This is a genomic window from Tistlia consotensis USBA 355 (genome assembly GCF_900177295.1).
GTDB lineage: Bacteria > Pseudomonadota > Alphaproteobacteria > Kiloniellales > DSM-21159 > Tistlia > Tistlia consotensis.
On the sequence record NZ_FWZX01000028.1, the window covers coordinates 12,876 to 33,681 of the forward strand.

The 20,806-nt window shown below is 70.8% G+C and carries 20 protein-coding genes; 5 read left to right on the forward strand and 15 right to left on the reverse strand.

Translation table 11 applies throughout. From position 1 onward, the window contains the following. Position 1 precedes the first annotated feature (1 nt). Positions 2-970 carry an amino acid ABC transporter permease gene (locus B9O00_RS24960; protein WP_085125462.1) on the forward strand — a complete coding sequence of 323 codons (969 nt, stop codon included), beginning with the start codon at positions 2-4 and terminating at the stop codon, positions 968-970. Between the two features lie 181 nt (positions 971-1,151). Here the strand turns inward: B9O00_RS24960 and B9O00_RS24965 are convergent, their stop codons facing one another. From B9O00_RS24965 to B9O00_RS25010, 10 genes are all read right to left on the reverse strand, one after another. Beyond that, positions 1,152-1,937 carry an MBL fold metallo-hydrolase gene (locus B9O00_RS24965; protein ID WP_085125463.1) on the reverse strand — a complete coding sequence of 262 codons (786 nt, stop codon included), beginning with the start codon at positions 1,935-1,937 and terminating at the stop codon, positions 1,152-1,154. Positions 1,938-1,950: 13 nt separating this feature from the next. Next, on the reverse strand, positions 1,951-2,763 hold the full coding sequence (locus B9O00_RS24970; protein WP_235017194.1) for a TatD family hydrolase: 813 nt from the start codon (positions 2,761-2,763) through the stop codon (positions 1,951-1,953). Continuing rightward, on the reverse strand, positions 2,763-4,328 hold the full coding sequence (gene metG, locus B9O00_RS24975; RefSeq protein ID WP_085125464.1) for a methionine--tRNA ligase: 1,566 nt from the start codon (positions 4,326-4,328) through the stop codon (positions 2,763-2,765). The genes B9O00_RS24970 and metG overlap by 1 nt, the downstream gene beginning before the upstream one ends. A gap of 260 nt (positions 4,329-4,588) precedes the next feature. Continuing rightward, positions 4,589-5,674 carry a DNA polymerase III subunit delta' gene (locus B9O00_RS24980; RefSeq protein ID WP_085125465.1) on the reverse strand — a complete coding sequence of 362 codons (1,086 nt, stop codon included), beginning with the start codon at positions 5,672-5,674 and terminating at the stop codon, positions 4,589-4,591. A gap of 53 nt (positions 5,675-5,727) precedes the next feature. Continuing rightward, positions 5,728-6,639, reverse strand: a complete 912-nt coding sequence (gene puuE / locus B9O00_RS24985) for an allantoinase PuuE (protein WP_085125466.1) — start codon at positions 6,637-6,639, stop codon at positions 5,728-5,730. Between the two features lie 29 nt (positions 6,640-6,668). Continuing rightward, positions 6,669-7,412 (reverse strand): aspartate/glutamate racemase family protein, encoded by a 744-nt coding sequence (locus B9O00_RS24990; RefSeq protein ID WP_085125467.1) that lies wholly within the window; start codon positions 7,410-7,412, stop codon positions 6,669-6,671. A 19-nt stretch (positions 7,413-7,431) separates the two neighbouring features. Continuing rightward, on the reverse strand, positions 7,432-8,274 hold the full coding sequence (locus tag B9O00_RS24995) for an ABC transporter permease (RefSeq protein WP_085125468.1): 843 nt from the start codon (positions 8,272-8,274) through the stop codon (positions 7,432-7,434). Between the two features lie 4 nt (positions 8,275-8,278). Further along, on the reverse strand, positions 8,279-9,214 hold the full coding sequence (locus tag B9O00_RS25000; RefSeq protein ID WP_085125469.1) for an ABC transporter permease: 936 nt from the start codon (positions 9,212-9,214) through the stop codon (positions 8,279-8,281). Beyond that, positions 9,204-10,508, reverse strand: coding sequence for an ABC transporter substrate-binding protein (locus B9O00_RS25005; RefSeq protein ID WP_085125498.1), 1,305 nt, complete (start codon positions 10,506-10,508; stop codon positions 9,204-9,206). The genes B9O00_RS25000 and B9O00_RS25005 overlap by 11 nt, the downstream gene beginning before the upstream one ends. A 35-nt stretch (positions 10,509-10,543) precedes the next feature. Then, positions 10,544-11,590: an ABC transporter ATP-binding protein gene (locus tag B9O00_RS25010; protein ID WP_322111242.1), complete on the reverse strand. Its 1,047-nt coding sequence runs from the start codon at positions 11,588-11,590 to the stop codon at positions 10,544-10,546. A gap of 358 nt (positions 11,591-11,948) precedes the next feature. Between B9O00_RS25010 and B9O00_RS25015 the strand changes: the two genes are divergently transcribed. Beyond that, positions 11,949-12,704: a GntR family transcriptional regulator gene (locus B9O00_RS25015; protein WP_159460324.1), complete on the forward strand. Its 756-nt coding sequence runs from the start codon at positions 11,949-11,951 to the stop codon at positions 12,702-12,704. 15 nt (positions 12,705-12,719) lie between these two features. Here the strand turns inward: B9O00_RS25015 and tmk are convergent, their stop codons facing one another. The 3 genes from tmk to B9O00_RS25030 form a co-directional block, all read right to left on the reverse strand. After that, complete coding sequence (gene tmk / locus B9O00_RS25020) at positions 12,720-13,376, reverse strand: dTMP kinase (protein WP_085125472.1); 657 nt, start codon at positions 13,374-13,376, stop codon at positions 12,720-12,722. Positions 13,377-13,426: 50 nt separating this feature from the next. Beyond that, a complete protein-coding gene (locus B9O00_RS25025; RefSeq protein ID WP_159460325.1) occupies positions 13,427-14,575 on the reverse strand; it encodes a D-alanyl-D-alanine carboxypeptidase family protein in 1,149 nt (382 codons plus the stop codon). A gap of 69 nt (positions 14,576-14,644) precedes the next feature. Continuing rightward, on the reverse strand, positions 14,645-15,598 hold the full coding sequence (locus B9O00_RS25030) for a septal ring lytic transglycosylase RlpA family protein (RefSeq protein WP_085125474.1): 954 nt from the start codon (positions 15,596-15,598) through the stop codon (positions 14,645-14,647). Between the two features lie 340 nt (positions 15,599-15,938). On the opposite strand from B9O00_RS25030, the gene B9O00_RS25035 reads away from it, so the two are divergent. Further along, positions 15,939-17,204 carry a molybdopterin-dependent oxidoreductase gene (locus B9O00_RS25035; protein ID WP_159460326.1) on the forward strand — a complete coding sequence of 422 codons (1,266 nt, stop codon included), beginning with the start codon at positions 15,939-15,941 and terminating at the stop codon, positions 17,202-17,204. Between the two features lie 85 nt (positions 17,205-17,289). Beyond that, positions 17,290-18,009 (forward strand): c-type cytochrome, encoded by a 720-nt coding sequence (locus tag B9O00_RS25040; protein ID WP_085125476.1) that lies wholly within the window; start codon positions 17,290-17,292, stop codon positions 18,007-18,009. Between the two features lie 4 nt (positions 18,010-18,013). Here the strand turns inward: B9O00_RS25040 and B9O00_RS25045 are convergent, their stop codons facing one another. Further along, entirely contained in the window at positions 18,014-19,303 is a 1,290-nt protein-coding gene (locus B9O00_RS25045) for a lytic murein transglycosylase (RefSeq protein WP_089229791.1), read from the reverse strand. Positions 19,304-19,386: 83 nt separating this feature from the next. Continuing rightward, on the reverse strand, positions 19,387-20,223 hold the full coding sequence (locus B9O00_RS25050; RefSeq protein ID WP_085125478.1) for a YdcF family protein: 837 nt from the start codon (positions 20,221-20,223) through the stop codon (positions 19,387-19,389). 188 nt (positions 20,224-20,411) lie between these two features. Here B9O00_RS25050 and B9O00_RS25055 point away from each other — a divergent pair, with 188 nt between their 5' ends. After that, a complete protein-coding gene (locus tag B9O00_RS25055) occupies positions 20,412-20,789 on the forward strand; it encodes a DMT family protein (protein WP_085125479.1) in 378 nt (125 codons plus the stop codon). The last annotated feature ends 17 nt before the right edge of the window (positions 20,790-20,806 follow it).

A 20,806-nucleotide genomic window follows, 5' to 3' on the forward strand; every position in this document is an offset into this window, starting at 1 on the left:
GATGCTGGACCTGCTCTTCGACGGATGGGAACGGCCGGAGGTCCGCCGGCCGTTCCTCTTCGTCCTGTTCTTCGTCCTGCTGTTCTGGCTGGACCTGCACGAGGGCGCGCTCGGCGACGGCCTGCTCGACGCTCTCGGCCTCGGCCACGCCGGCCTGGAGCCGCTCGCCCGGGCGCTGCCCGCGGCCCTCGTCTCCGGCTTCCTGATCCTCGACTTCTGGCTGATCTCGTTCCTGCCGCTGCTCTGGCAGATCGCCGTGGTCTGGGCCGAGCTGCTCGGCGGCTTCGTGCTCTTCGTCTACGCCTTCAACCTCGACATCCCCTACATCGTCGTCCGCCTGCCGATCATGATCGGCACCGGCGCCGTGACGACGATCTACGTCTCGGCTGCCTCGATCTTCTTCGCCTCGATCATCGCGCTGTTCGGCGCCCTGGCCCGCCTGTCGAAGAGCGGCCCGGCCTTCGCGATCGCGACCTTCTACATCTCCTTCTTCCGCGGCACGCCGCTGCTGCTGCAGATCTTCCTGATCTACCTCGGCCTGCCGCAGTTCGGCATCAACCTGGAGGCCGTGCCGGCCGGCATCCTGGCGCTCTCGCTCTGCTACGGCGCCTACATGGCGGAGATCTTCCGGGCCGGCATCCAGGGCGTGCCGCACGGCCAGAGCGAGGCCTCGACGGCGCTCGGCCTCAGCCGCAGCCTGACCCTGCGCAAGGTCGTGCTGCCCCAGGCGATGAAGCTGATCGTGCCGCCGACCGGCAACCAGTTCATCGCGATGCTGAAGGACTCCTCGCTGGTCTCGGTGATGGGCGTGCTGGAGCTGATGTACCTGGCGCGCACCCAGGGCCGCGCCGGCTTCCGCTACTTCGAGATGCTGATCACCGCGGCGGTGATCTACTGGATCATCTCCTTCTGCTTCGAGATGATCCAGGCACGCATCGAGCGCCACTACGGCAAGGCGGACAGGCGGTAGCGGGGACGGAAGCTCGGATCCCCTCACCTCACCCCGGCCCTCTCCCCTCCCCAAGGGAGCGGAGAGGGAGTCGAATGGTAAGGCCCGCGCCCCTCAAGTCCCTCTCCGCTCCCTTGGGGAGGGGAGAGGGAGGGGCCCGCGCGAAGCGTGGGAGGGTGAGGTGCGGGGGGCTTCCCCCGCGCTACTCCGGCAGATCCAGCACCAGGCCGTCGTACGCCGGCTCGACCCCCTCGGGGCAGAGCCCGAGCAGCGTGCGGTAGTCCATGGTGTGGTTGAGGTGGGTGAGCCAGGCCTGCTTCGGCTTCACCCGCCCGATCCAGCCCAGGGTCTGCTCGAACCAGGAGTGGGTCGGGTGCGGCTTCATGGCCAGGCAGTCGACGATCCAGGTCTCGACGCCCTCGAGCGCCGCGAAGGCGGCCTCGTCGAGCTTCCAGACGTCGGTCGAGTAGGCGAAGGAGCCGAAGCGGAAGCCGGCGCTCTCGACGCCGCGGTGGTCCTGGCGAAAGGCCCGGCAAGCGACGCCCTCGACCTCGATCTCGCCGTAGTCGAAGGGCCGCTCCTCCAGGATCGTCGGGTACTGCTGGTGGCGCGGGGCCGCGTGCTTGAACATGTAGTCGAAGCGCTCGGTCAGCATGCGCCGCGTGTCCTCGCTCATGTAGGCCGGGATCTGGCCGTGGCGGGCGTAGGCCATGGCGCGCAGGTCGTCGAGGCCGTGGCAGTGGTCGGCGTGCCAGTGGGTCAGCAGCACCGCGTCGATCGGCGGCACCGAGAAGGTCATGAGCTGCTCGCGGATGTCCGGCCCGGCGTCGATCAGCAAGACGCGCCCGCGCGTCTCGACGGTGATCGAGACCCGGCGCCGGCGGTTGCGCGGCTCGCCGGGGTCGCAGTCGACCCAGCTGCCGCCGGGGCTGCCGTCGGGCAGCGGCACGCCGCCCGAGCCGCCCGAGCCGAGCACCGTGACCTTCATGCGCCCCGGACCTTCATGCCCCGAGGGCTGCCCCGGCCGGCGCCTCGGCCTTGCCGAACAGCCGGAAGAAGTTGGCCGTGGTCGCCGCCGCCAGGGTCTCGGGCGAGACCTCCTTGAGCTCGGCGAGCTTCGCGGCGGTGTGCGGCACGAAGGCCGGCTCGTTGGTCTTGCCGCGGAACGGCACCGGCGCCAGGTAGGGCGCGTCGGTCTCGACCAGCAGGCGCTCGAGCGGCACCCGCTTCACCGTCTCGCGCAGAGACTCGGCGCTCTTGAAGGTGACGATGCCGGCCAGCGAGATCGCGAAGCCGATCTCCAGCGCCGCCTCGGCGAGGCCCGGTCCGGCGGTGAAGCAGTGGATCACCCCCGGGAAGGCGCCGGCCGCATATTCCTCGCGCAGCACCCGCACGGTCTCGTCGTCGGCGTCGCGGGCGTGGACGATCAGCGGCAGGCCGGTCTCGCGGGACGCCGCGATGTGGGCGCGGAACGAGGCCTCCTGGGCCTTGCGCGGGCTGTGCTCGTAATAGAAGTCGAGGCCGGTCTCGCCGATGCCGACCACCTCGGGCGCCTGCGCCAGCGCGATCAGCCGCTCGGGCGTCTCCTGCCCCTCCTGCTCGGCCTCGTGGGGATGCACGCCGACCGAGCACCAAACCTCGGGATAGCGCCGCGCGATGGCGTGCACGCCCTCCCAGGTCGAGAGCTTGGTCGAGATGGTCAGCAGGGTCCCGACGCCGGCGTTGCGCGCCCGCGCGACCACGCCGTCCAGGTCGCCGGACTCGGCGAGGTAGTCCAGGTGGCAGTGGGAATCGACGAGCATCGCGCCGGCCATCACGAAGCGGCCGCCTCGCCCTCGCCTTCGGGCTCGACGTAGCGCGGGAAGACGCCCTGCGGCTTCGGCAGCGGCGTCCCGGCGACCAGGCCCGCGTCGAGATCCGCGAAGCCGCGCCTGTCGGCCGGCACGCCGAGCTGGTCGAGCATCGTCTCCATGGCCTGCGGCATCACCGGCTGGACCAGGATCGCGACCCGCCGCACCGTCTCGGCGAGCACCCAGAGCACCGTCGCCATGCGCGCCGGGTCGGTCTTCCTGAGCGCCCAGGGCGCCTGCTCGTCGACGTAGCGATTGGCGTCACCGACGACCTGCCAGACCGCCTCGAGGCCGCGGTGGAAAGCCTGCTGGCCGTACTCCTCGCGCAGCCGCTGCAGCAGGCCGGCGGCCTTGTCGAGCAGCGCCCGGTCGGCCTCGGTGAGCGCGCCCGGATCGGGCACCGCGCCGCCGCAGTTCTTGGCGATCATCGAGAGGCTGCGCTGGGCCAGGTTGCCGAGGTCGTTGGCCAGGTCGCCGTTGATCCGCGCGACCATCGACTCGTGGCTGACGTAGCCGTCCTGGCCGAAGGGCACCTCGCGCAGCAGGTAGTAGCGGACGGGATCGAGGCCGTAGCGCTCGACCAGGTCGGCCGGGCGCAGCACGTTGCCCAGGGACTTCGACATCTTGGCGCCCTTGTTGAGCAGCCAGCCGTGGGCGAAGACCCGGCGCGGCGGCTCCAGGCCGGCGGCCATCAGGAAGGCCGGCCAGTAGACCGCGTGGAAGCGCAGGATGTCCTTGCCGACCATGTGCAGGTCGGCCGGCCAGAACTTCCGGAAAGTCTCCGCGTTCTCATCGGGATAGCCGACGGCGGTGATGTAGTTCGTCAGGGCGTCGAGCCAGACGTACATGACGTGCGCGGCGTCGTTCGGCACCGGGATGCCCCAGCCGAAGGTGGTGCGGCTGACCGAGAGGTCGCGCAGGCCGCTCCTGACGAAGGAGACCACCTCGTTGCGCCGGGTCTCCGGCAGGATGAAGTCCGGGCGCTCCTCGTAGAGCGCCAGCAGGCGGTCCTGCCAGGCCGAGAGGCGGAAGAAGTAGGAGGGCTCCTCGACCCACTCGCACTCCGCGCCGGAGGGCGCGATCATCCGCCCCTCCTCGTCCTTCGTCAGCTCGTCCTCGCCGTAGAAGGCCTCGTCGCGCACGGCGTACCAGCCGGAGTAGCTGCCGAGGTAGATGTCGCCGGCCTCGACCAGCTTCTCCCAGAGCGCCTGGCAGGAGGCGTAGTGCCGCGGCTCGGTGGTGCGGATGAAGTCGTCGTTGGAGAAGTTCATCAGCCGCGCGAGCTCGCGGAAGTTCTCGCTGACCTCGTCGGTGAAGGTCTGCGGGTCGACGCCCCTGGCCTGGGCCGACTTCTCGACCTTCTGGCCGTGCTCGTCGGTGCCGGTCAGGAAGTGGACCTCGCGGCCGTCGAGCCGCATGAAGCGCGCCAGCACGTCGCAGGCCAGCGTCGAGTAGGCGTGGCCGATATGGGGCCGATCGTTGACGTAGTAGATCGGGGTCGTGACGTAGTAGCGGTCGGGAGCGGACATCGCGGCTCTTGTTCTCCTCGGCGCCGGCGGACCGGCGCCCTCTCATCTGGTCTCTGCCGCCCGAGTGGCAAGCGACGACGCCCCCTCTCTTCGTCATCCCCGCGAAAGCGGGGATCCAGAGGAAGGAGACGTTCGAGCCGACCAACGGCCGTTCGCGCCTACGGCACCGTCCTCTGGATCCCCGCTTTCGCGGGGATGACGAGACGGGGACAGCGACCGGCACGCAGCCGCCGTTCCATCGCACGAATCGCCCCGGCGATCTAGGCGGCGCGGGCCTGCAGGGCCAGGAAGGCGGTCAGGATCGCCTGCTTGCGGTCGAGATTGGCGCTTTCGGTCCGGCTGAACAGGCGCGACAGCTTCTCCCACAGCCGCAGCCAGGCTTCCAGGCTGCCCCGCTGCAGCAGGCGCGCGATCACCTCGGCCTCGCCGGGCACGACCTCCGGCGGCAGCTCGCCGCCGGCGCCGGCGCGCAGCAGGCGGGCCAGCCAGCGCTCGAGCAGCTCGCCGACCGTGCGGAAGGCCTCGCCGCTGCTGTCGCGCGCCAGGCGCTCGCCGAACTCGTGCAGTCGCCCGACGTCGAGCCTGGGCAGCGCCTCGAGGTAGCCGAGCAGCTCGCGGTAGAGCAGCAGGCCGCCGAGCTCGGCCAGGGTCTCGGCCCGGCCGATCGAGCCCTCGGACAGCACCGCCAGGCTGTGCCGGTCGGCCGGATCCAGCTCCGGCCGGAAATCCGCGAGCAGGCCCTCGACCGTGCCGCTCGGCAGCGGCCGCAGCGCGAGCTGGCGGCAGCGCGAGCGGATCGTCGGCAAGAGGCCGCCGGGGCTGTGGCTGACCAGCAGCAGCAGCGCGGCCTGCGGCGGCTCCTCCAGGACCTTCAGCAAGGCGTTGGCAGCATTGGCATTCATCTCGTCCGCCGAGTCGACGATGACGATCCGCCGGCCGCCCTCGGCCGAGGTCAGGCGCAGGAAGTCGGTCGCCTTGCGGACGCTGTCGACCGAGATGTCGCGCTTCACCCGGCCGGTCTTCGGGTCGGCCTCGCGGGCGATCGTGACGAGGTCCGGATGGCCTGCGGCGGCGACCTGGTGGAAGATCCGGTGGTCGGGCGAGAGCGCGAGGCTCGGTTCCGCCGGCGCGTCGCCGAACAGGCCCGGCCCCTCGTCCCGGAGGCCGCCGGCCAGCAGGTGCCGGGCGAAGCGGAAGGCGAGCGTCGCCTTGCCGATGCCGCGCGGCCCGACGATCAGCCAGGCGTGCGGCAGCCGGCCCGAGCGCTCGGCCTCGAGCAGCCGGCGCTCGGCGGCCTCCTGGTCGAGCAGGCGCGGGTTCGCGCGCGGTTCCGGGGCGGCACTCATGACCAGGGCTCTAGCACGGAGCGCGTCGCGAGGCGACCCGGACGCGGCCCCGCTCAGCGGAACGGATGGACCTCGCGCCAGTGCCGCGCGATGTCGACGCGCCGGCAGACCCAGACGTCCTGGTGGCCGGCGACGTAGTCGAGGAAGCGGGCCAGGGCCGCGGCCCGGCCCGGCCGGCCGACCAGCCGGCAGTGCAGGCCGACCGACAGCATCTTCGGCCGGCTCTCGCCCTCCTCCAGCAGCAGGTCGAAGGCGTCGCGCAGGTAGGTGAAGAACTGGTCGCCGGAGTTGAAGCCCTGGAAGCTGGCGAAGCGCATGTCGTTGGCGTCGAGGGTGTAGGGGATCACCAGGTGTCCCTGCCCGTCCGGGCGCCTCAGCCAGTACGGCAGGTCGTCGGCGTAAGAGTCCGAGTCGTAAAGGAAACCGCATTCCTCCATGACCAGCTTGCGGGTCTGCGGGCTGATCCGGCCGGTGTACCAGCCGAGCGGCCGGACACCGGTCAGCCGGGTCTGGATCGCGATCGCCTCCTGGAGGTGCGCCCGCTCCTCGTCTTCCGGCATGTCCTGGTAGTCGATCCAGCGCAGGCCGTGGCTGGCGATCTCCCACCCGGCCTCGGTCATGGCGGCGACCGCCTCGGGATTGCGCGCCAGGGCCATGGCGACGCCGTAGACCGTGACCGGCAGGCCGCGGGCCGTGAACAGGCGATGCAGGCGCCAGAAGCCGGCGCGGCTGCCGTACTCGTAGACCGACTCGCTGTTGAGGTTGCGCCGGCCGACCAGCGGCTGGCCGCCGACCGTCTCGGTCAGGAAGGCCTCGGAGATCGGGTCCCCATGGAGGATGCAGTTCTCGCCGCCCTCCTCGTAGTTGATCACGAACTGCACGGCGAGACGCGCGCCGCCGGGCCACTGCGGATCGGGCGGCGTGCGGCCGTAGCCGATCATGTCGCGCGGATAGCTCTGGTCCATGGCTCCCCCCGGATGGTCTCGCGGCCGCTTCAGCCGGCCGTCGTCGGCGCGTCGTCGGCGAACGCGCCCTTGTAGTCCTTGACCCGTGGCCAGGCCAGGGCGCCGGCCTTGGCGGTCGCCAAGCCCAGGCCGACCAGGGCCTCGACGAGCTTGACCGCCGCCGAGACGCCGTCGATGACCGGCAGGCCGAAGTCGGCGGACAGCTCGGCCGCGAGGTCGACCATGCCGGCGCAGCCGAGCAGGATCGCCTCGGCCCCGTCCTCGCGGACCGCGAGCTCGATCTCGCGCGACAGCCGTGCCCGCGCGTCCGAGGCGGGGTTCTCCAGCTCGAGCACCGGGATGTCGGAGGCGCGCACCGAACGGCAGAGCGGGGCCGTGCCGTAGCGCTGCATCAGCTCGTGGAACACCGGCAGCGAGCGCGACAGGGTCGTGACGATCGAGAAGCCGCCGGCGATCCGGCCGGCCAGCAGGGCCGCCGCCTCGGTGTGGCCGACCACCGGCCCCCGGGCGATCTCGCGCGCCGCCGCCAGTCCGATGTCGTCGGCGCAGGCGATCACGTAGCCGTCGATGCCCCGTCTCTCGCCGGCGCGCACCAGGCGCAGCAGGCCGGGCACGGCGAAGGCCTCGTCGTAGCGGCCCTCGATGGAGACCGGCCCGTCGCTCGGGTTGGCCGCCTCGATCTCGGTGCCGGGCGCGGCCGCGGCCCGCGCCGCGGCGGCGATGCGCGCGGTCATCGAGGCCGTGCTGTTCGGGTTGATCACCAGGATGCGCATGGCGCCCTCGTCATGGGGGTTACACGCCCTTGCCGGCATCCGAGCCGTGGCGGGCGCGGCGCCGCTGCAGGATCAGGGCCGTCGCCAGGCAGATCAGGATGATCGCGAAGGAGAAGCCGGTGGTCAGGGTGCCGAGGGCGTAGAGCACCGGCGTCGTGACGTTGGTCGTCATGCCGTAGATCTCGAGCGGCAGGGTGTTGAAGCTGCCGGCGGTCATCAGGGTGCGCGCGAACTCGTCGTAGCTGAGGGTGAAGCCGAACAGCGCGACGCCGACCAGGCTGGGCGCGATCAGCGGCAGCACGACGAAGCGGAAGGTCTGCCAGGCGCCGGCGCCGAGATCGCGCGCCGCCTCCTCGTAGGCCCGGTCGAAGCGGTTGAAGACCGCGAACATGATCAGCAGGCCGAACGGCAGGGTCCAGGTCAGGTGCGCGCCGAGCGCCGAGGAGTACCAGGCCGGCTGCCAGCCGGCGATGCTGAAGATCAGGCCGATGCCGAGGCCGATCAGGATCGAGGGCACGATCAGGCTGGCGACGGTCAGGTAGAACAGGAAGGTCGCGCCCCTGAAGCGGCGCCGGAAGGCCAGGCCGGCGCTGACCGAGACGACCAGGGTGATCGCCATGACCAGCAGGCCGAGCTCGATCGAGCGGGTGAAGGAGCCGCCGAAGTCGCCGACCGCCTGGCGCTCGAACAGGTTGGCGAACCAGTGGGTCGAGACGCCGTTCATCGGGAAGGTCAGGCCGCCGTCGGGGCCCTGGAACGACAGGATCACGATGGTCGAGATCGGGCCGTAGAGGAACAGCACGAAGAGCCCGAAGAAGGCCGCGAGCAGCCAGAAGCCGAGCGAGCGCCGTTCCCGCCTCATGGGCCTAGAGCTCCTTCCTCACGTCGACGATGCGCATCATCGCGGCGACCATCAGCAGCACGACGGCCAGCAGCGCCACGGCGTCGGCCGCGGCCGCGGGGTACTGCAGCAGCGAGATCTCGTTGGACATGGCGAGGCCGACCGAGGCGCGCTGGCCGCCGCCCATCAGCCGCACGGTGATGAAGTCGCCCATCACCAGGGTCACCACGAAGATCGAGCCGATGGCGATGCCCGGCTTGCAGAGCGGCAGCACGACATGCCAGACGACTTGCCGCGCCGTCGCCCCGGCGTCGACCGCCGCCTCGATCAGCGCCCGGTCGATGCGCATCATCGAGTTGAAGATCGGCACCACCATGAACAGCGTGTAGAGGTGCACGAAGGCCAGCACGATCGCGAAGTCCGAGAACAGCAGGAACTCCAGGGGGCGGTCGACCAGGCCGAGCGACAGCAGGGCCTGGTTGAGCAGCCCGTGACGGCCCAGGAAGGGGATCCAGGAGATCATGCGGATGATGTTCGAGGTCCAGAAGGGGATCGTGCAGAGCACGAAGAGCGTCATCTGCCAGGTCGTGCTGCGCACGTGGAAGGCCAGGAAGTAGGCGACCGCGAAGCCGATGCCGAGGGTCAGGACCCAGGCCAGGGCCGCGTACTTCAGGGTGTTGAGGTAGAGCCCGAGGGTGACGGCGGAGGTCAGCAGATAGCTGTAGTTGTCGAGCACGACGTCCGGGATGATCCGGTACTCGTCGAAGCGCCAGAAGCTGACCACGACGATGGTCAGGATCGGGATCACCAGGAACAGCGCCAGGATCACCGCGAGCGGCGCGACCTGCAGGTAGGACGCGCCGGCCCGCAGCCTCGGGAACCGGGCCGCCGCCGGGCTCGCCGGCCGGCCGCGCGGGAGCCCGCCCCGCGCGACCTCGCCGACGGCGCCGTCAGGCGACAATGAACTCGTTCCACTTCCTGATCATGTAGCTGTTCTCGTCCATCACCGAGTTCCAGCAGGCGATGTGGCCCATGCGCTCCTCGAAGGATCCGCCGTCGCGCACGGCGCCGGCCTTCTCCATGACCTTGCCGTCGGGGCTCAGGATGTCCTTCTGGGCCGGCTTGCCCTCCATCCAGTAGCCCCACTCGTCGGCGCTCATGTACTTCTTGGCCGTCTCCAGGCAGGCGCTGTAGTAGCCCTGGCGGTTCAGGTAGGCGCCGACCCAGCCCGAGAGGTACCAGTTGAGGTACTCGTAGGCGGCGTCGAGCTCGAGGCCGCTCAGGTGCTTGGCCAGGCCGAGGCCGCCGCCCCAGGCGCGGTAGCCCTCCTCGAGCGGCTGGTAGGTGCAGGCGATGCCCTTGGAGCGCACCGCGGCGACCGCCGGCGACCACATCGACTGGATCACCACCTCGCCCGAGGCCATCAGGTTCACCGACTCGTCGAAGGTCTTCCAGAAGGCGCGGAACTGGCCGGCCTTCTTGGCCTCGGTCAGCACCGCCATGGTCTTGTCGATCTCCTCCCTGGTCATGTTGCCCTTGTCGGCGTAGGTCACCTTGCCGAGGGACTCGCAGACCATCGCGGCATCCATGATGCCGATCGAGGGGATGTTCAGGATCGAGGCCTTGCCGACGTAGTCGCTGTCGAGCAGGTCCCGCCAGTTCTTGACCGGCTTCTTGATCAGGTCGGGACGGATGCCGAGCGTGTCGCCGTTGTAGATTGTCGGGATCAGCGTCATCCACTCCGTCGGCTGCTTGGCGAAGCTCGTCGAGTTCTTGCCCTCGACGAAGCCGACGGTGTGCGGCGCGGTGCCCTGGGCGATCACCGAGTCCGGCGTCAGCTTGCCGGTTTTGAAGATCGGCACGATGGCGTCGTAGTACGCCAGCTTCTTGACCTCCATCGGCTGCAGGTTGCCGCTGGGGAAGACCTTCTTGCAGATCCAGTACTCGATGTCGGCGATGTCATAGGAGTTCGGCTGGGTCACGGCGCGCTGCGCGACGGCATCGGAATCGAGCGCGGTCATCTGGATCGTGATGCCGGTGTCCTGCTTGCACTTCTCGGCCACGGCATTGAGGTTCGAGACGCCGGTGCCGAACTGGCGCAGGGTCACGTTCTTGATGTTCTGGGCCCAGATCGTCGGGAAGCCCCGGACCGCGCCGGAGCCAATGGCGGCGCCGCCCGCGACGGCGGCCGACTTGACGAAGGCGCGGCGCGACAGACCCTGCCGCCCGGTATTCCCTTTGGTCTTCCTGGTCATGACAGCCTCCTTGCTGGTCTCGTTGCGATCTTTGTTCATAGCGATTGCAGCAGGCGGGTCTCCGCGACCGGCCAGCAGGCCTTCGCCCAGTCGCCCGGCGCCAGCGGGCCGGCGAAGAAGACCGCCTCGTCGAGGTCGAGCAGCAGCTCCTCGGCGGCGCAGGCGAGCGTGACGCGGACGCGCGCGCCCTGGTACTCGATGGCCGCGACCCGGCCTTCCAGGACGTTCGAGTCCCCCTCCCCCTCGCCGAGCCGGATGCGGTCGCTGCGCACCGCGAGGAAGACTTCGCTGCCGCCCGCGAGCCCGCCGGCCGGGACCAGCAGCCGGCTGCCGCCGGCGCCGGCCACGGCGGCCCGGCCGCCGCTGCAGCTCTCGACCCGACCGGCCAGCACGTTGTGGCCGCCGATGAAGCGCGCGACGAAGGGGGTGCGCGGGCTGTTGAAGACCTCGCGCGCCGAGCCGCTCTGCTCGATCCGGCCGTCGTTCATGACGACGACCTGGTCGGCCAGGGCCATCGCCTCCTCCTGGGAGTGCGTGACGTGCACGAAAGTGATCGCGAGGTCGGCCTGCAGGCGCTTCAGCTCGGCCCGCACGCGGGTGCGCAGGAAGGGGTCGAGGGCGGACAGCGGCTCGTCGAGCAGCAGGACGTCCGGGTTGGTCGTGAGCGCCCGGGCCAGGGCGACGCGCTGCTGCTGGCCGCCCGACAGCTGGCTCGGCCGGCGTGCCGCGTAGTCGGTCATCTGCACCACGCCGAGCAGATCGAGCGCCTTCCGGCGCCGCTCCGCCCGGGCGACGCCGCGCATGCGCAGGCTGAAGGCGACGTTGTCCAGGCAGTCGAGGTGCGGGAACAGGGCGTAGCTCTGGAACATCATCGCCGTGCCGCGGCGTGCCGGCGGCAGGTCGGTGACGTTCTGGTCGTCGATCAGGATGTCGCCCTCGCTGACCGCTTCGTGGCCGGCGATCATCCGCAGCGTCGAGGTCTTGCCGCAGCCCGAGGGGCCGAGCAGGCAGCAGTAGCTGCCCGAGGGGATCTTCAGCGTGACGGCCTTGACCGCCTCGGTCCGGTCGTAGCGCTTGGTCACGGCGACCGCCTCGACGGCGCCGCGCGGCGATCGTGCTTCGGATCGGTTCGACAGGCCCGGATCCCCCATTGACGCCCTCGCCGTCGTCGGATTGTTACCAATCTTTCGGCGAATGTACGCAAGCGCCGTGCCAGTGACGTCTGGCGCTGGATTCCGAGCGTCTCGGGCAGGAAGCCGGGAATGCCGGCAGTTGCACTGCACAATTCCTGGGATCGCCGCGCCGAATCTGCTCAATCTCGCGCCAGCGGGGTGCCGGGGGAATTGCGAGAGCGGTGGCTACGATTGTCGACAAGTGCTAGCTTCCCTGTCGACGATCACTCCGCAATCCTGCCGCCCCGCAGCCGAACCGATCCGATCCATGACCAGCGACATCGCCTTCGACACCGCTGCAGCGCCCCGGCAGGCCCAGGGCCCCTCCCGCCGCAAGGGCGATCTCGACGAGGCCGAGCGCGAGAGCCGGATCTACGAGGCGCTGCTGGTCGCCATCGTCGAGCGCCGGCTGCCGCCCGGCGCCAAGCTGCCCGAGATCGAGCTGGCCGAGATCTTCGGCACCAACCGCAGCCGCATCCGCCGGGTGCTCGGCCGCCTGGCGCAGGAGCGCATGGTCAGCCAGGTGCTGAACCGCGGCTCCTTCGTCGCGCGGCCGACGGTCGAGGACGCGCGCGAGGTCTTCGACGCCCGTCGCCTGCTCGAGCGGTCGCTGGTGCGCGCCGCCGCCGAGCGGCTCGGCGAGCGTGCGCTGCAGCGCCTGCGCGCCCATGTCGAGAGGGAGCGCGAGGCGGCACGGCGCGGCGACGCCCTGGCGAGGGTCCGGCTGTCCGGCGAGTTCCACCTCCTGCTCGCCGAGGTCGCGGGCAACCGCATCCTGGAGGACGTGCTGCGCGAGCTGGTCGCGCGCAGCTCCCTGGTGGTGGCGCTCTACGAGCACGTCGCCTCGGCCGACTGCTCCCACGAGGAGCACGGCACGATCCTCGACGCGCTCGCCGCCGGCGAGGCCGGGGCCGCCGCGGACGCGATGCTGCACCACCTGTCGGAGATCGAGGAGCGCCTGCGGCTCGATCAGCCCGAGGAGCCGAAGATCGATCTCAGGAGCCTGTTCGCCGGGGCGCGGTAGCCGGCAGCGGCAGGCTCAGGAGTCGCCGCCGACGGCCGGGAGCGCGAGGCGCTCGGCGACGCATCGCCAGACCGCGCGCTCGACCGCCTCGGCATCGCCCGAGGCGTCGAGGACGGCGCAGCGCTCGGGCTCGGACCCGGCGATGGCCAGGAAGCCCTCGCGCACGCGCTCGTGGAAGGCCCGGTCGAGCGCCTCGTAGCGGGCGCCGCCGCCGCGCCGGGCCGCGGCGCGCTCCAGGCCCTGCTCGACCGGCAGGTCGAGGATCAGGGTCAGGTCCGGCTTCAGCCGGCCGACCGCGATGCCGTAGAGCAGCTGCAGCGTCTCGGGCGCCATGCCGTGGCCGTAGCCCTGATAGGCCGCGGTCGAATCGGCGAAGCGGTCGGACAGCACCCAGCGGCCGGCGGCGAGGGCCGGCTCGACGGTGCACCTCAGATGGTCGCGCCGGGCCGCCGAATGCAGCAGCGCCTCGGTCGTGCGGTCCCAGCGGTCGGCCTCCCCGTGGATCAGCAGCTCGCGGATCTGCTCGGCCCCGGGACTGCCGCCGGGCTCGCGGGTCGCCACGACGGCGAGGCCGAGCGCCTCGAGGCGCGCCGCGAGCCGGCGCAGCTGCGTCGACTTGCCGGCGCCCTCGCCGCCCTCGAAGGTGATGAAGCGTCCCCTGCCCCGGTCCATGGCCGGACCCTGCACCCGGCCCCGCGGAAGCGCAATCGCTCCCGCGCGTCCTAGGGCTGGCCCAGGACGAGGTACTTGGCGGCGGCGACGATGCGGCCGACCGAGCCGAGCTTCTCGACGTCGGCGCCGGCATAGAGCGGATAGCTCTTGGGCTCCATGCCGGGCGCGGTCACGGTCATGGTCGCCAGCTCCTGGCCCTTCGCGATCGGCGCCGGGATCGGCGAGTCGTAGCTGACCGTGACCTTCATGTCGGGGCGCGCGGTGCGGCTCAGGCTGATCGCGACCGGGTCCATCGGCACCAGCGGCACGTAGGGCTCGGTGCCGAGCCAGACCGGCGCCTTGTCGATCGTCTCGCCGGCCTTGGCGAGGTCGTACTTGTCGAACTCGCGGAAGCCCCACTCCATCAGCTTCTCGCCTTCCTCGGCGCGCGCCTGGACCGAGGGCAGGCCGGTCACCACCAGGACGAGGCGCCGGCCGTTGCGCACGGCCGAGGCGGTCAGGCAGTAGCCGGCCTCCTCGGTGTGGCCGGTCTTCAGGCCGTCGGCGCCGATGTTGCGGTAGAGCAGCGGGTTGCGGTTCGACTGCTTGATGCCGTTCCAGGTGAACTCGGTCTCGGAGTAGATCGGATAGTACTTGGGATGGTCCTCGATGATGTGCGTGGCCAGGGTCGAGAGGTCGCGCACGGTCATGTATTCCTCGGGGTCCGGCCAGCCGGTCGCGTTGGCGAAATGGCTGCCGGTCAGGCCCATCTTCTTGGCGTGCTTGTTCATCAGCTCGGCGAAGGCCTCCTCGCTGCCGGCCAGGCCTTCGGCCAGCACGATCGAGGCGTCGTTGCCGGACTGCACGACCACGCCCTGCAGCAGGTCGCGCACCTTCACCTTGTTGCCGACCTTGACGAACATCTTGGAGCCGCCCTTGCGCCAGGCCTTCTCGCTGACCAGGAACTCGTCGTCGAGCGAGATGTGGCCGGCGTCGATCGCCTCCTCGATGATGTAGGCGGTCATCATCTTCGACATCGAGGCCGGCGGGATCCGGCGGTCGGGGTCCTTGGCGTAGAGCACCGTATGGGTGCTGAGGTCGATCAGGATCGCCTCCCGCGCCTCGGTCTCGAAGGCCGCTGCCGGTCGTGGCCCGGCCGCGGCCAGGACGAGCAGGAACAGCGGCAGCAAGAGACCGTGACGAAGGCCGGAACGAAACATGATCACCCCACGCGGTTGGCTTGGCATCTCTTCTTCTGCGTCCGGCGCCCGGCGGCGCCGGCCGACGGCTCAGCGGATGACGACCCGGGCCTCGGTGAAGCCTGAGTCGATCAGCCGGTTGAGCAGCATATCAGCCTCGTCGACGCTGGCCAGGGGACCGAGCTGGACCCGGTAGAATCGCGTCCCATTGACGCTGGCCGGCGCCACGTTGACCGGTCCGAGCCCGCCGAGCCGCCCGGCCAGGCGCTGGGCGTTGCCCGACTCGGTGAAGGCGCCGGCCTGGACGAAGATCGAGCTCGGCAGGACGGCGGTCTGGGTCACCCGGCCGTCCGGCAGCGGCAGCGGCTCGGCCTGCACCGGCCGGGCCACCGCCGGCTCCGGCTTGACCGCGGCGGGCGGCGGCGTCGTGCCCGGCAGGGGCTCGGCCTTGACGTCGACCACCGGCACCGCGGGCGGCGCCGCGGCCTGAGCCTCGGCGACCAGTTCCGGCGACTTGCCCTGGGCGATCGCGGCGAGCTGCAGGCTCTCCTCGCGCAGCAGGCGGACGCGCACCTTGGCCGTGCCGTGGCGGGTGACGCCGAGCAGCTCGGCGGCACGCTTCGAGAGGTCGATGATCCGGCCGTTCTTGTAGGGGCCGCGGTCGTTGATCCGGACCTTGAGCACCCGGCCGTTCTCGAGGTTGGTGACCTCGACCAGGCTCGGCATCGGCAGGGTCGGATGGGCGGCGGTCAGGGCGTTCTGGTCGTAGAGCTCGCCGTTCGCGGTGACGCCGCCGTGGAAGCCGGGACCGTACCAGGAGGCGATGCCGGTCTCGTCGTAGTCCAGGTCGACCTGTGGGTAGTACCACTTGCCGGCGACCTGGTAGGGATTGCCGACCTTGTAGCGGCCGATCGTCTCGCTGCCCGGCGGTCCGGCGATGCCCTTGGCGGTCTGCGCGGCGAACTGGACCTCCGTGCAGGCGCTGAGCCCGAGCAGCCCGGCCAGTGCAACGATACCGGCCAGTACTGTCAGCGGCCGCAACATATTGTGGAATCCTGTCCCCGGTCTGACCACGGGTAGCATAACAGGCGCCTTTCCCGGGTCGCAAGCGGCGAACTCCCGCGCGGCGCGGCGTCGCGCCGCTCCCCGTGCCTGCGCGCGATCGGCATCGACCATCATATTCAATTTACCGTAATTGTTCTTGCCGTGCCGGCGGACCCGGGCGGATGATGGCCGCAGCGGAAGATACCGCGACGGCCGGGCCATGCCGCTTAGACGGGCCCGGCCGGACAGCAATGGAGCAGTGCGCGCCCCGGCCGGGGCCCCGTCACGGATGGAAAGAGGCCGGCACGGACAGGACGCGCATCCCAGAAAGGGAGGAACCATGTCCAGGTCCATCGATTCGTTCGAGATTTCCCGGCGCCGTTTCGGCGCGCTGGCCGGCGCCGCCGGTCTGTCCATGGGACTGGGCTCGCGCCTGGTCTCCCCGGCCTTCGCCGAGGCCGTAGCGGATTCCGCGGAGATCATCCAGGGCAAGGTGCCCGGCCTGCTCGTGCACAATGCCAAGCTCGGGGTCATGGAGACCCCCCTGACCCTGCTGCGCAAGTACGCGCACACACCGAAGGAGATCCTGTTCTGCCGCTTCCATTTCCCCCATGAGGGCAATGCGGCCTGGTACGCGACGACCGCCGCCCCGGACCGGAAGGACTGGACGATTCGGGTCGACGGCCTGGTGCAACGGCCGCGCGACGTCACCCTGGCCGACCTCGAGAAGATGGGCCAGGAAAAGCGCGTCTCGGTGATCCAGTGCGCCGGCAACGGCCGCTCCTACTACGCCGCCAGGCAGAAGGTCGCGGGCGGCCAGTGGAAGAACGGCGGCATGGGCAACGTCAAATGGGAAGGCGTGCCGCTGCGGCCCTTCCTCGACGAGCTGAAGATGGTGCCGAGCAGCGAGGCGACCTGGCTGACCGCGGAGGGCTGGGACCAGCCGGCGACCCCCGAAGGCACCGACTTCGCCAAGAGCTATCACCTCGACGACCCGGCGCTCGACCACGCCATCATCGCGCTCAAGATGAACGGCGAGCCGATCCCGGCCTGCCACGGCGGCCCGGTCCGCCTGATCATCCCCGGCTACTACGGCAACATGAACGTCAAGCTGCTGAGCGGCCTGCTGTTCGCGGCCGCGCAGTCGCCGAGCGCCTATCAGTCGCTCGGCTACCGGATGCCGATCATGCCGGTCGAGCCGGGCAAGTTCGGCGCCAACGACTACACCCTGTCGAACAGCGTCCCGACCTACGGGCACACGATCAAGAGCGTGATCTTCTCGCCGCTGCCCGACGACAATCCGAAGGCCGGGGCGGTCGAGATCACCGGCGTCGCCTTCAACGACGGCGTCGCGCCGATTACCAGCGTCGAGGTCTCGGCCGACGGCGGCAAGAGCTGGCAGAACGCCGAGATCGAGACGCCCGAGAGCCCCTGGGCCTGGCATCACTGGTCGGCCAAGGCGAGCCTCGCCAAGGGCGCCGCCGTGCTGATGTCGCGGGCGACCGACGCGCTCGGCCGGACCCAGCCGATCGACGGCCTGGCCCGCTGGAACCCGCGCGGCTACGAGTGGAACGGCGTCGAGCGTCTGGAGCTCACCGTCGCCTGACGGCCACTGCCTGCGGGGGGGCGCCGGGCCGGCGCCCCCCGCCCTTCCCCTCCGCAACGCCTGTCCTTCAGCCGGGAGCGCCCCCTTGCCGCCCAGGACAACCTTCCGCCTGCTTCCGGCCGTGTTCGGCCTGTGGCTTCTCTCCGCCGCCTCGGCGGCGGCGCAGATCGAGTTGCCGCAGGGCCCGGACCGCGACCTCGTCTACGGCAACTGCCGGACCTGCCACGACCTCCAGTATCTCGTCGACTCGGCCGGCATCCCGGCCGACGCCTGGGACGACGTGGTCGCCAACATGCGCCAGTTCGGCCTGCGGATCCCGGCCGAGGAGCGCGCCAAGATCGTCGCCTATCTGGGCAGCTACCTCGGCCCCAATCCGCCGAAGCCGGACGCGCAGCCGGCAGCGACGGAGCCGGCCGGGACGACCGCCGACGGCGCCACGCTGTTCGGCGAGCAGTGCGTGGCCTGCCACCAGGCCGACGGCCGGGGCGTGCCCGGCCAGTTCCCGCCGCTCGCCGGCAACGGCGATCTGTATCTCGCCCCGGCCTTCCCGGCCGCGGTCGTGCTCAACGGACTGCAAGGCAGGATCGAGGTCGCCGGCACGGCCTACGACGGGGTCATGCCGCCCTTCGACCATCTGTCGGACCGGGAGATCGCCGCGCTCGTCGGCTATGTCCGCTCGGCCTGGGGCAACGACGAGCTGCGGCCGGCGAGCTTCGGCGAGCTGACCCCGGACGCGGTCGCCGCGATGCGCGCCAAGACGCTGGGCGCCGAGGCGGTCCACGCCCTGCGCGCGGAGCTCAAGTGACCGGTCAGCTGTCGGCGCGCAGCCGGTTCAGCAGCGTCGGGTCGGCCAGGGCGTCGGGCGGGTAGCCGCGCGACTTCTGGTAGGCACGGATCGCGCCGCGCGTCTGCGGCCCGACCCGGCCGTCGGGCCTGCCGACGTCGAAGCCGAGGCGCGCCAGATGGCCCTGCAGCTCGGTCACCTCGTCGCGGCTCAGGCGCTGGTCGACCGTCGAGGGCTGCGCGACCAGCGGCGGGTCGCCCTCGATCCGGTCGGCCAGCACGCCGACCGCCAGGGCGTAGAGGATCGAGCGGTTCCAGTCGAGGATCCGCTCGTAGTTCTCGTAGACCAGGAAGGCCGGGCCGTCGTAGCCGGCCGGCAGCAGCAGGGCGGCCTTCATGTCGGAGATGCCCGGGCCCTGGGGCAGCGGCCCGCCGTCCGCCCGGCGCACGCCGAGCGTCGCCCACTGTGACAGCGGCAGCTTGTTCTCCGGGTAGGTGTCGATCGACGACAGCGAGTAGTCGAAGCCCTTGGGCAGCAGCACCTCGCGGCCCCAGGTCTGGCCGCGCTTCCAGCCGAGATCCTGCAGGAAATGCGCGGCCGAGGCGAAGACGTCGGGCAGGCTGCCCCAGATGTCGCGCCTGCCGTCGCCGTCGAAGTCGACGGCGTGGGCCTCGAAGGTCGAGGGCATGAACTGCAGGTTGCCCATGGCGCCGGCCCAGGAGCCCTCCATGCGCGCCGGCTGGATGTCGCCGTGCTGCAGGATCCGCAGCGCGGTCAGCAGCTCGGAGCGGAAGAAGTCGCCGCGCCGCTCGTCGAAGGCCAGGGTCGCCAGGGCGTGGACGACCGAATAGCTGCCGAAGTTCTGGCCGTAGTTGGTCTCCAGCCCCCAGAAGGCGATCAGGAAGCGGCCCGGCACGCCGTACTGCGCCTCGATGCGGTCGAGCAGCGGCCGGTACTGCGCATAGAGCTGCTGGCCGGTCGCCACGCGCTGGTCGCTGACCGCGCGCTTGAAGTAGCCCCAGAAGGTCAGGGTGAACTCGGGCTGCTTGCGGTCGAGATCGATGACCTGCTCGAGCGGCGCGTCGATGCCGGCGAAGGCGGCGTCGAGCGTCGCCTGGGAGATGCCCTTGGCGAGCGCCTCCTGCTTCAGCGCGGTCAGCCAGGTGGCGAAGGCCTGGCGCTCCTGCGCGCTCGGCGCCGCTCCCGTGGCGGGCGCCGAGGCCCCGGCGTCGCTCGCCGCGATGCTCTGCGAGGCGCAGGCCGGCAGGCCGAGCAGCAGGGCGGCGGACAGCAGCAGGCGGAGGGACGAACGCAAGGGGGCAGTGCGCATGGCGCGGCGACCTTTCGGCTTGGCGGCGGGCCCCTTGTGCCACGGGGCGCGAGTCGGGCGAAGCGGCCTCATGGCCGCGCCGCCGGCGAGGTCTTCGGCAGCGGCGCACGCGGCGCCGGGAACAGGCTGTCGGTCCAGCCGAGCAGTCGGTAGCCGACCAGGCCCATCCATTCCTTGAGGCCGCCGTTGAAGCGCTTCAGGCGGTTGGCGAAGTCGACCATGAGGCCGGTGCCCTCCGGATAGACCTCGAAGTCGACCGGATAGGCCTCGACCTCCCAGCCGGCCGCCCGGAAGCTGCCGACCGCGCGCGGCATGTGCTTGGCCGAGGTCACCAGAAGCCAGCGCTGGCCCGGCTGCGGATCGGCGACCAGGAAGGATTCGATGGCGTTCTCGTGGGTGTTGCGCGAGGCCGTCTCCAGCAGGATCCGGCCCGCCGGCAGGCCGGCCGCCTCGGCCAGCTCGCCGGCGAAGGCGGCCTCGGTATGGTTCGGGTCGCCGGACACATAGGACCCGCTGGAATAGACGATCTTCGCCTCGGGATAGCGCTCGGCCAGCTCGATCATGGCCAGAAGACGATCGCCGGCCTCGTTGAGTTCCGGCCGGCCGGTCTGGCTGCTCATCATGACGACGATGCCGCCGCCCAGCACGACCGCGCCGTCGATCCGCTCGGGCGGCGTCTTCGGCGGCGGGAAGCGGTGCTCGAGGGGCGCCAGGATCCACTGGTCGAGCGGCAGCACCGCGACGGCGAGCGCGAACAGGATGCCGGCGGCCAGCAGCCGGGCGCCGCGGCGCCGCCAACGGCCGCGGCCGAGCCAGGCCAGCAGGCCGCCGAGCGAGAGGGCGAGCAGCAGCAGTGTCTCGGCGTTGGCGAGCCACCAGACCAGCTTGTTGACCCAGAACAGCACGCCCGCCGCGTCCTCCCTGCCGTCGCCCGCAGGGCTTGCCGCAGGCGACCTGCCCCGTCAAGGCACGGCAGCGGACGGCCGGCGGCTTCCGGTCGCAGCGGCTTCGACGGAACCGGCCTGCGGGGTCTCTGGCTTATTCCGCGGAATCGTGTCCCGATGACGGCGCGACCCCCAGCCATAGGCCCGCCATGCCCAGCCTCTCCCCCGCGCTTTCCCAGCTGGTGCCCTACCTCGCGCCGGTGCTGCTGCTCTGCGGCTCGAACCTGTTCATGACCTTTGCCTGGTACGGGCACCTGCGCTACACTGACCAGCCGCTCTGGGCGGTCGTGGTCTCGAGCTGGGGCCTCGCCTTCTTCGAATACTGGCTGGCCGTGCCGGCGAACCGGCTCGGCTATTCGGTCTACAACGGCGCGGAGCTGAAGACGATCCAGGAGGTCGTCACGCTGACGATCTTCGCGCTCTTCTCGGTCTTCTACCTCAAGGAGGCGCTGACCCTGAACCACGTCGTCGGCTTCGCCTTCATCGCCCTCGGCGCCTTCGTCGTGTTCCGCGGCCCCTTCGGCTGAGCCGCCGCTTCGCCGAG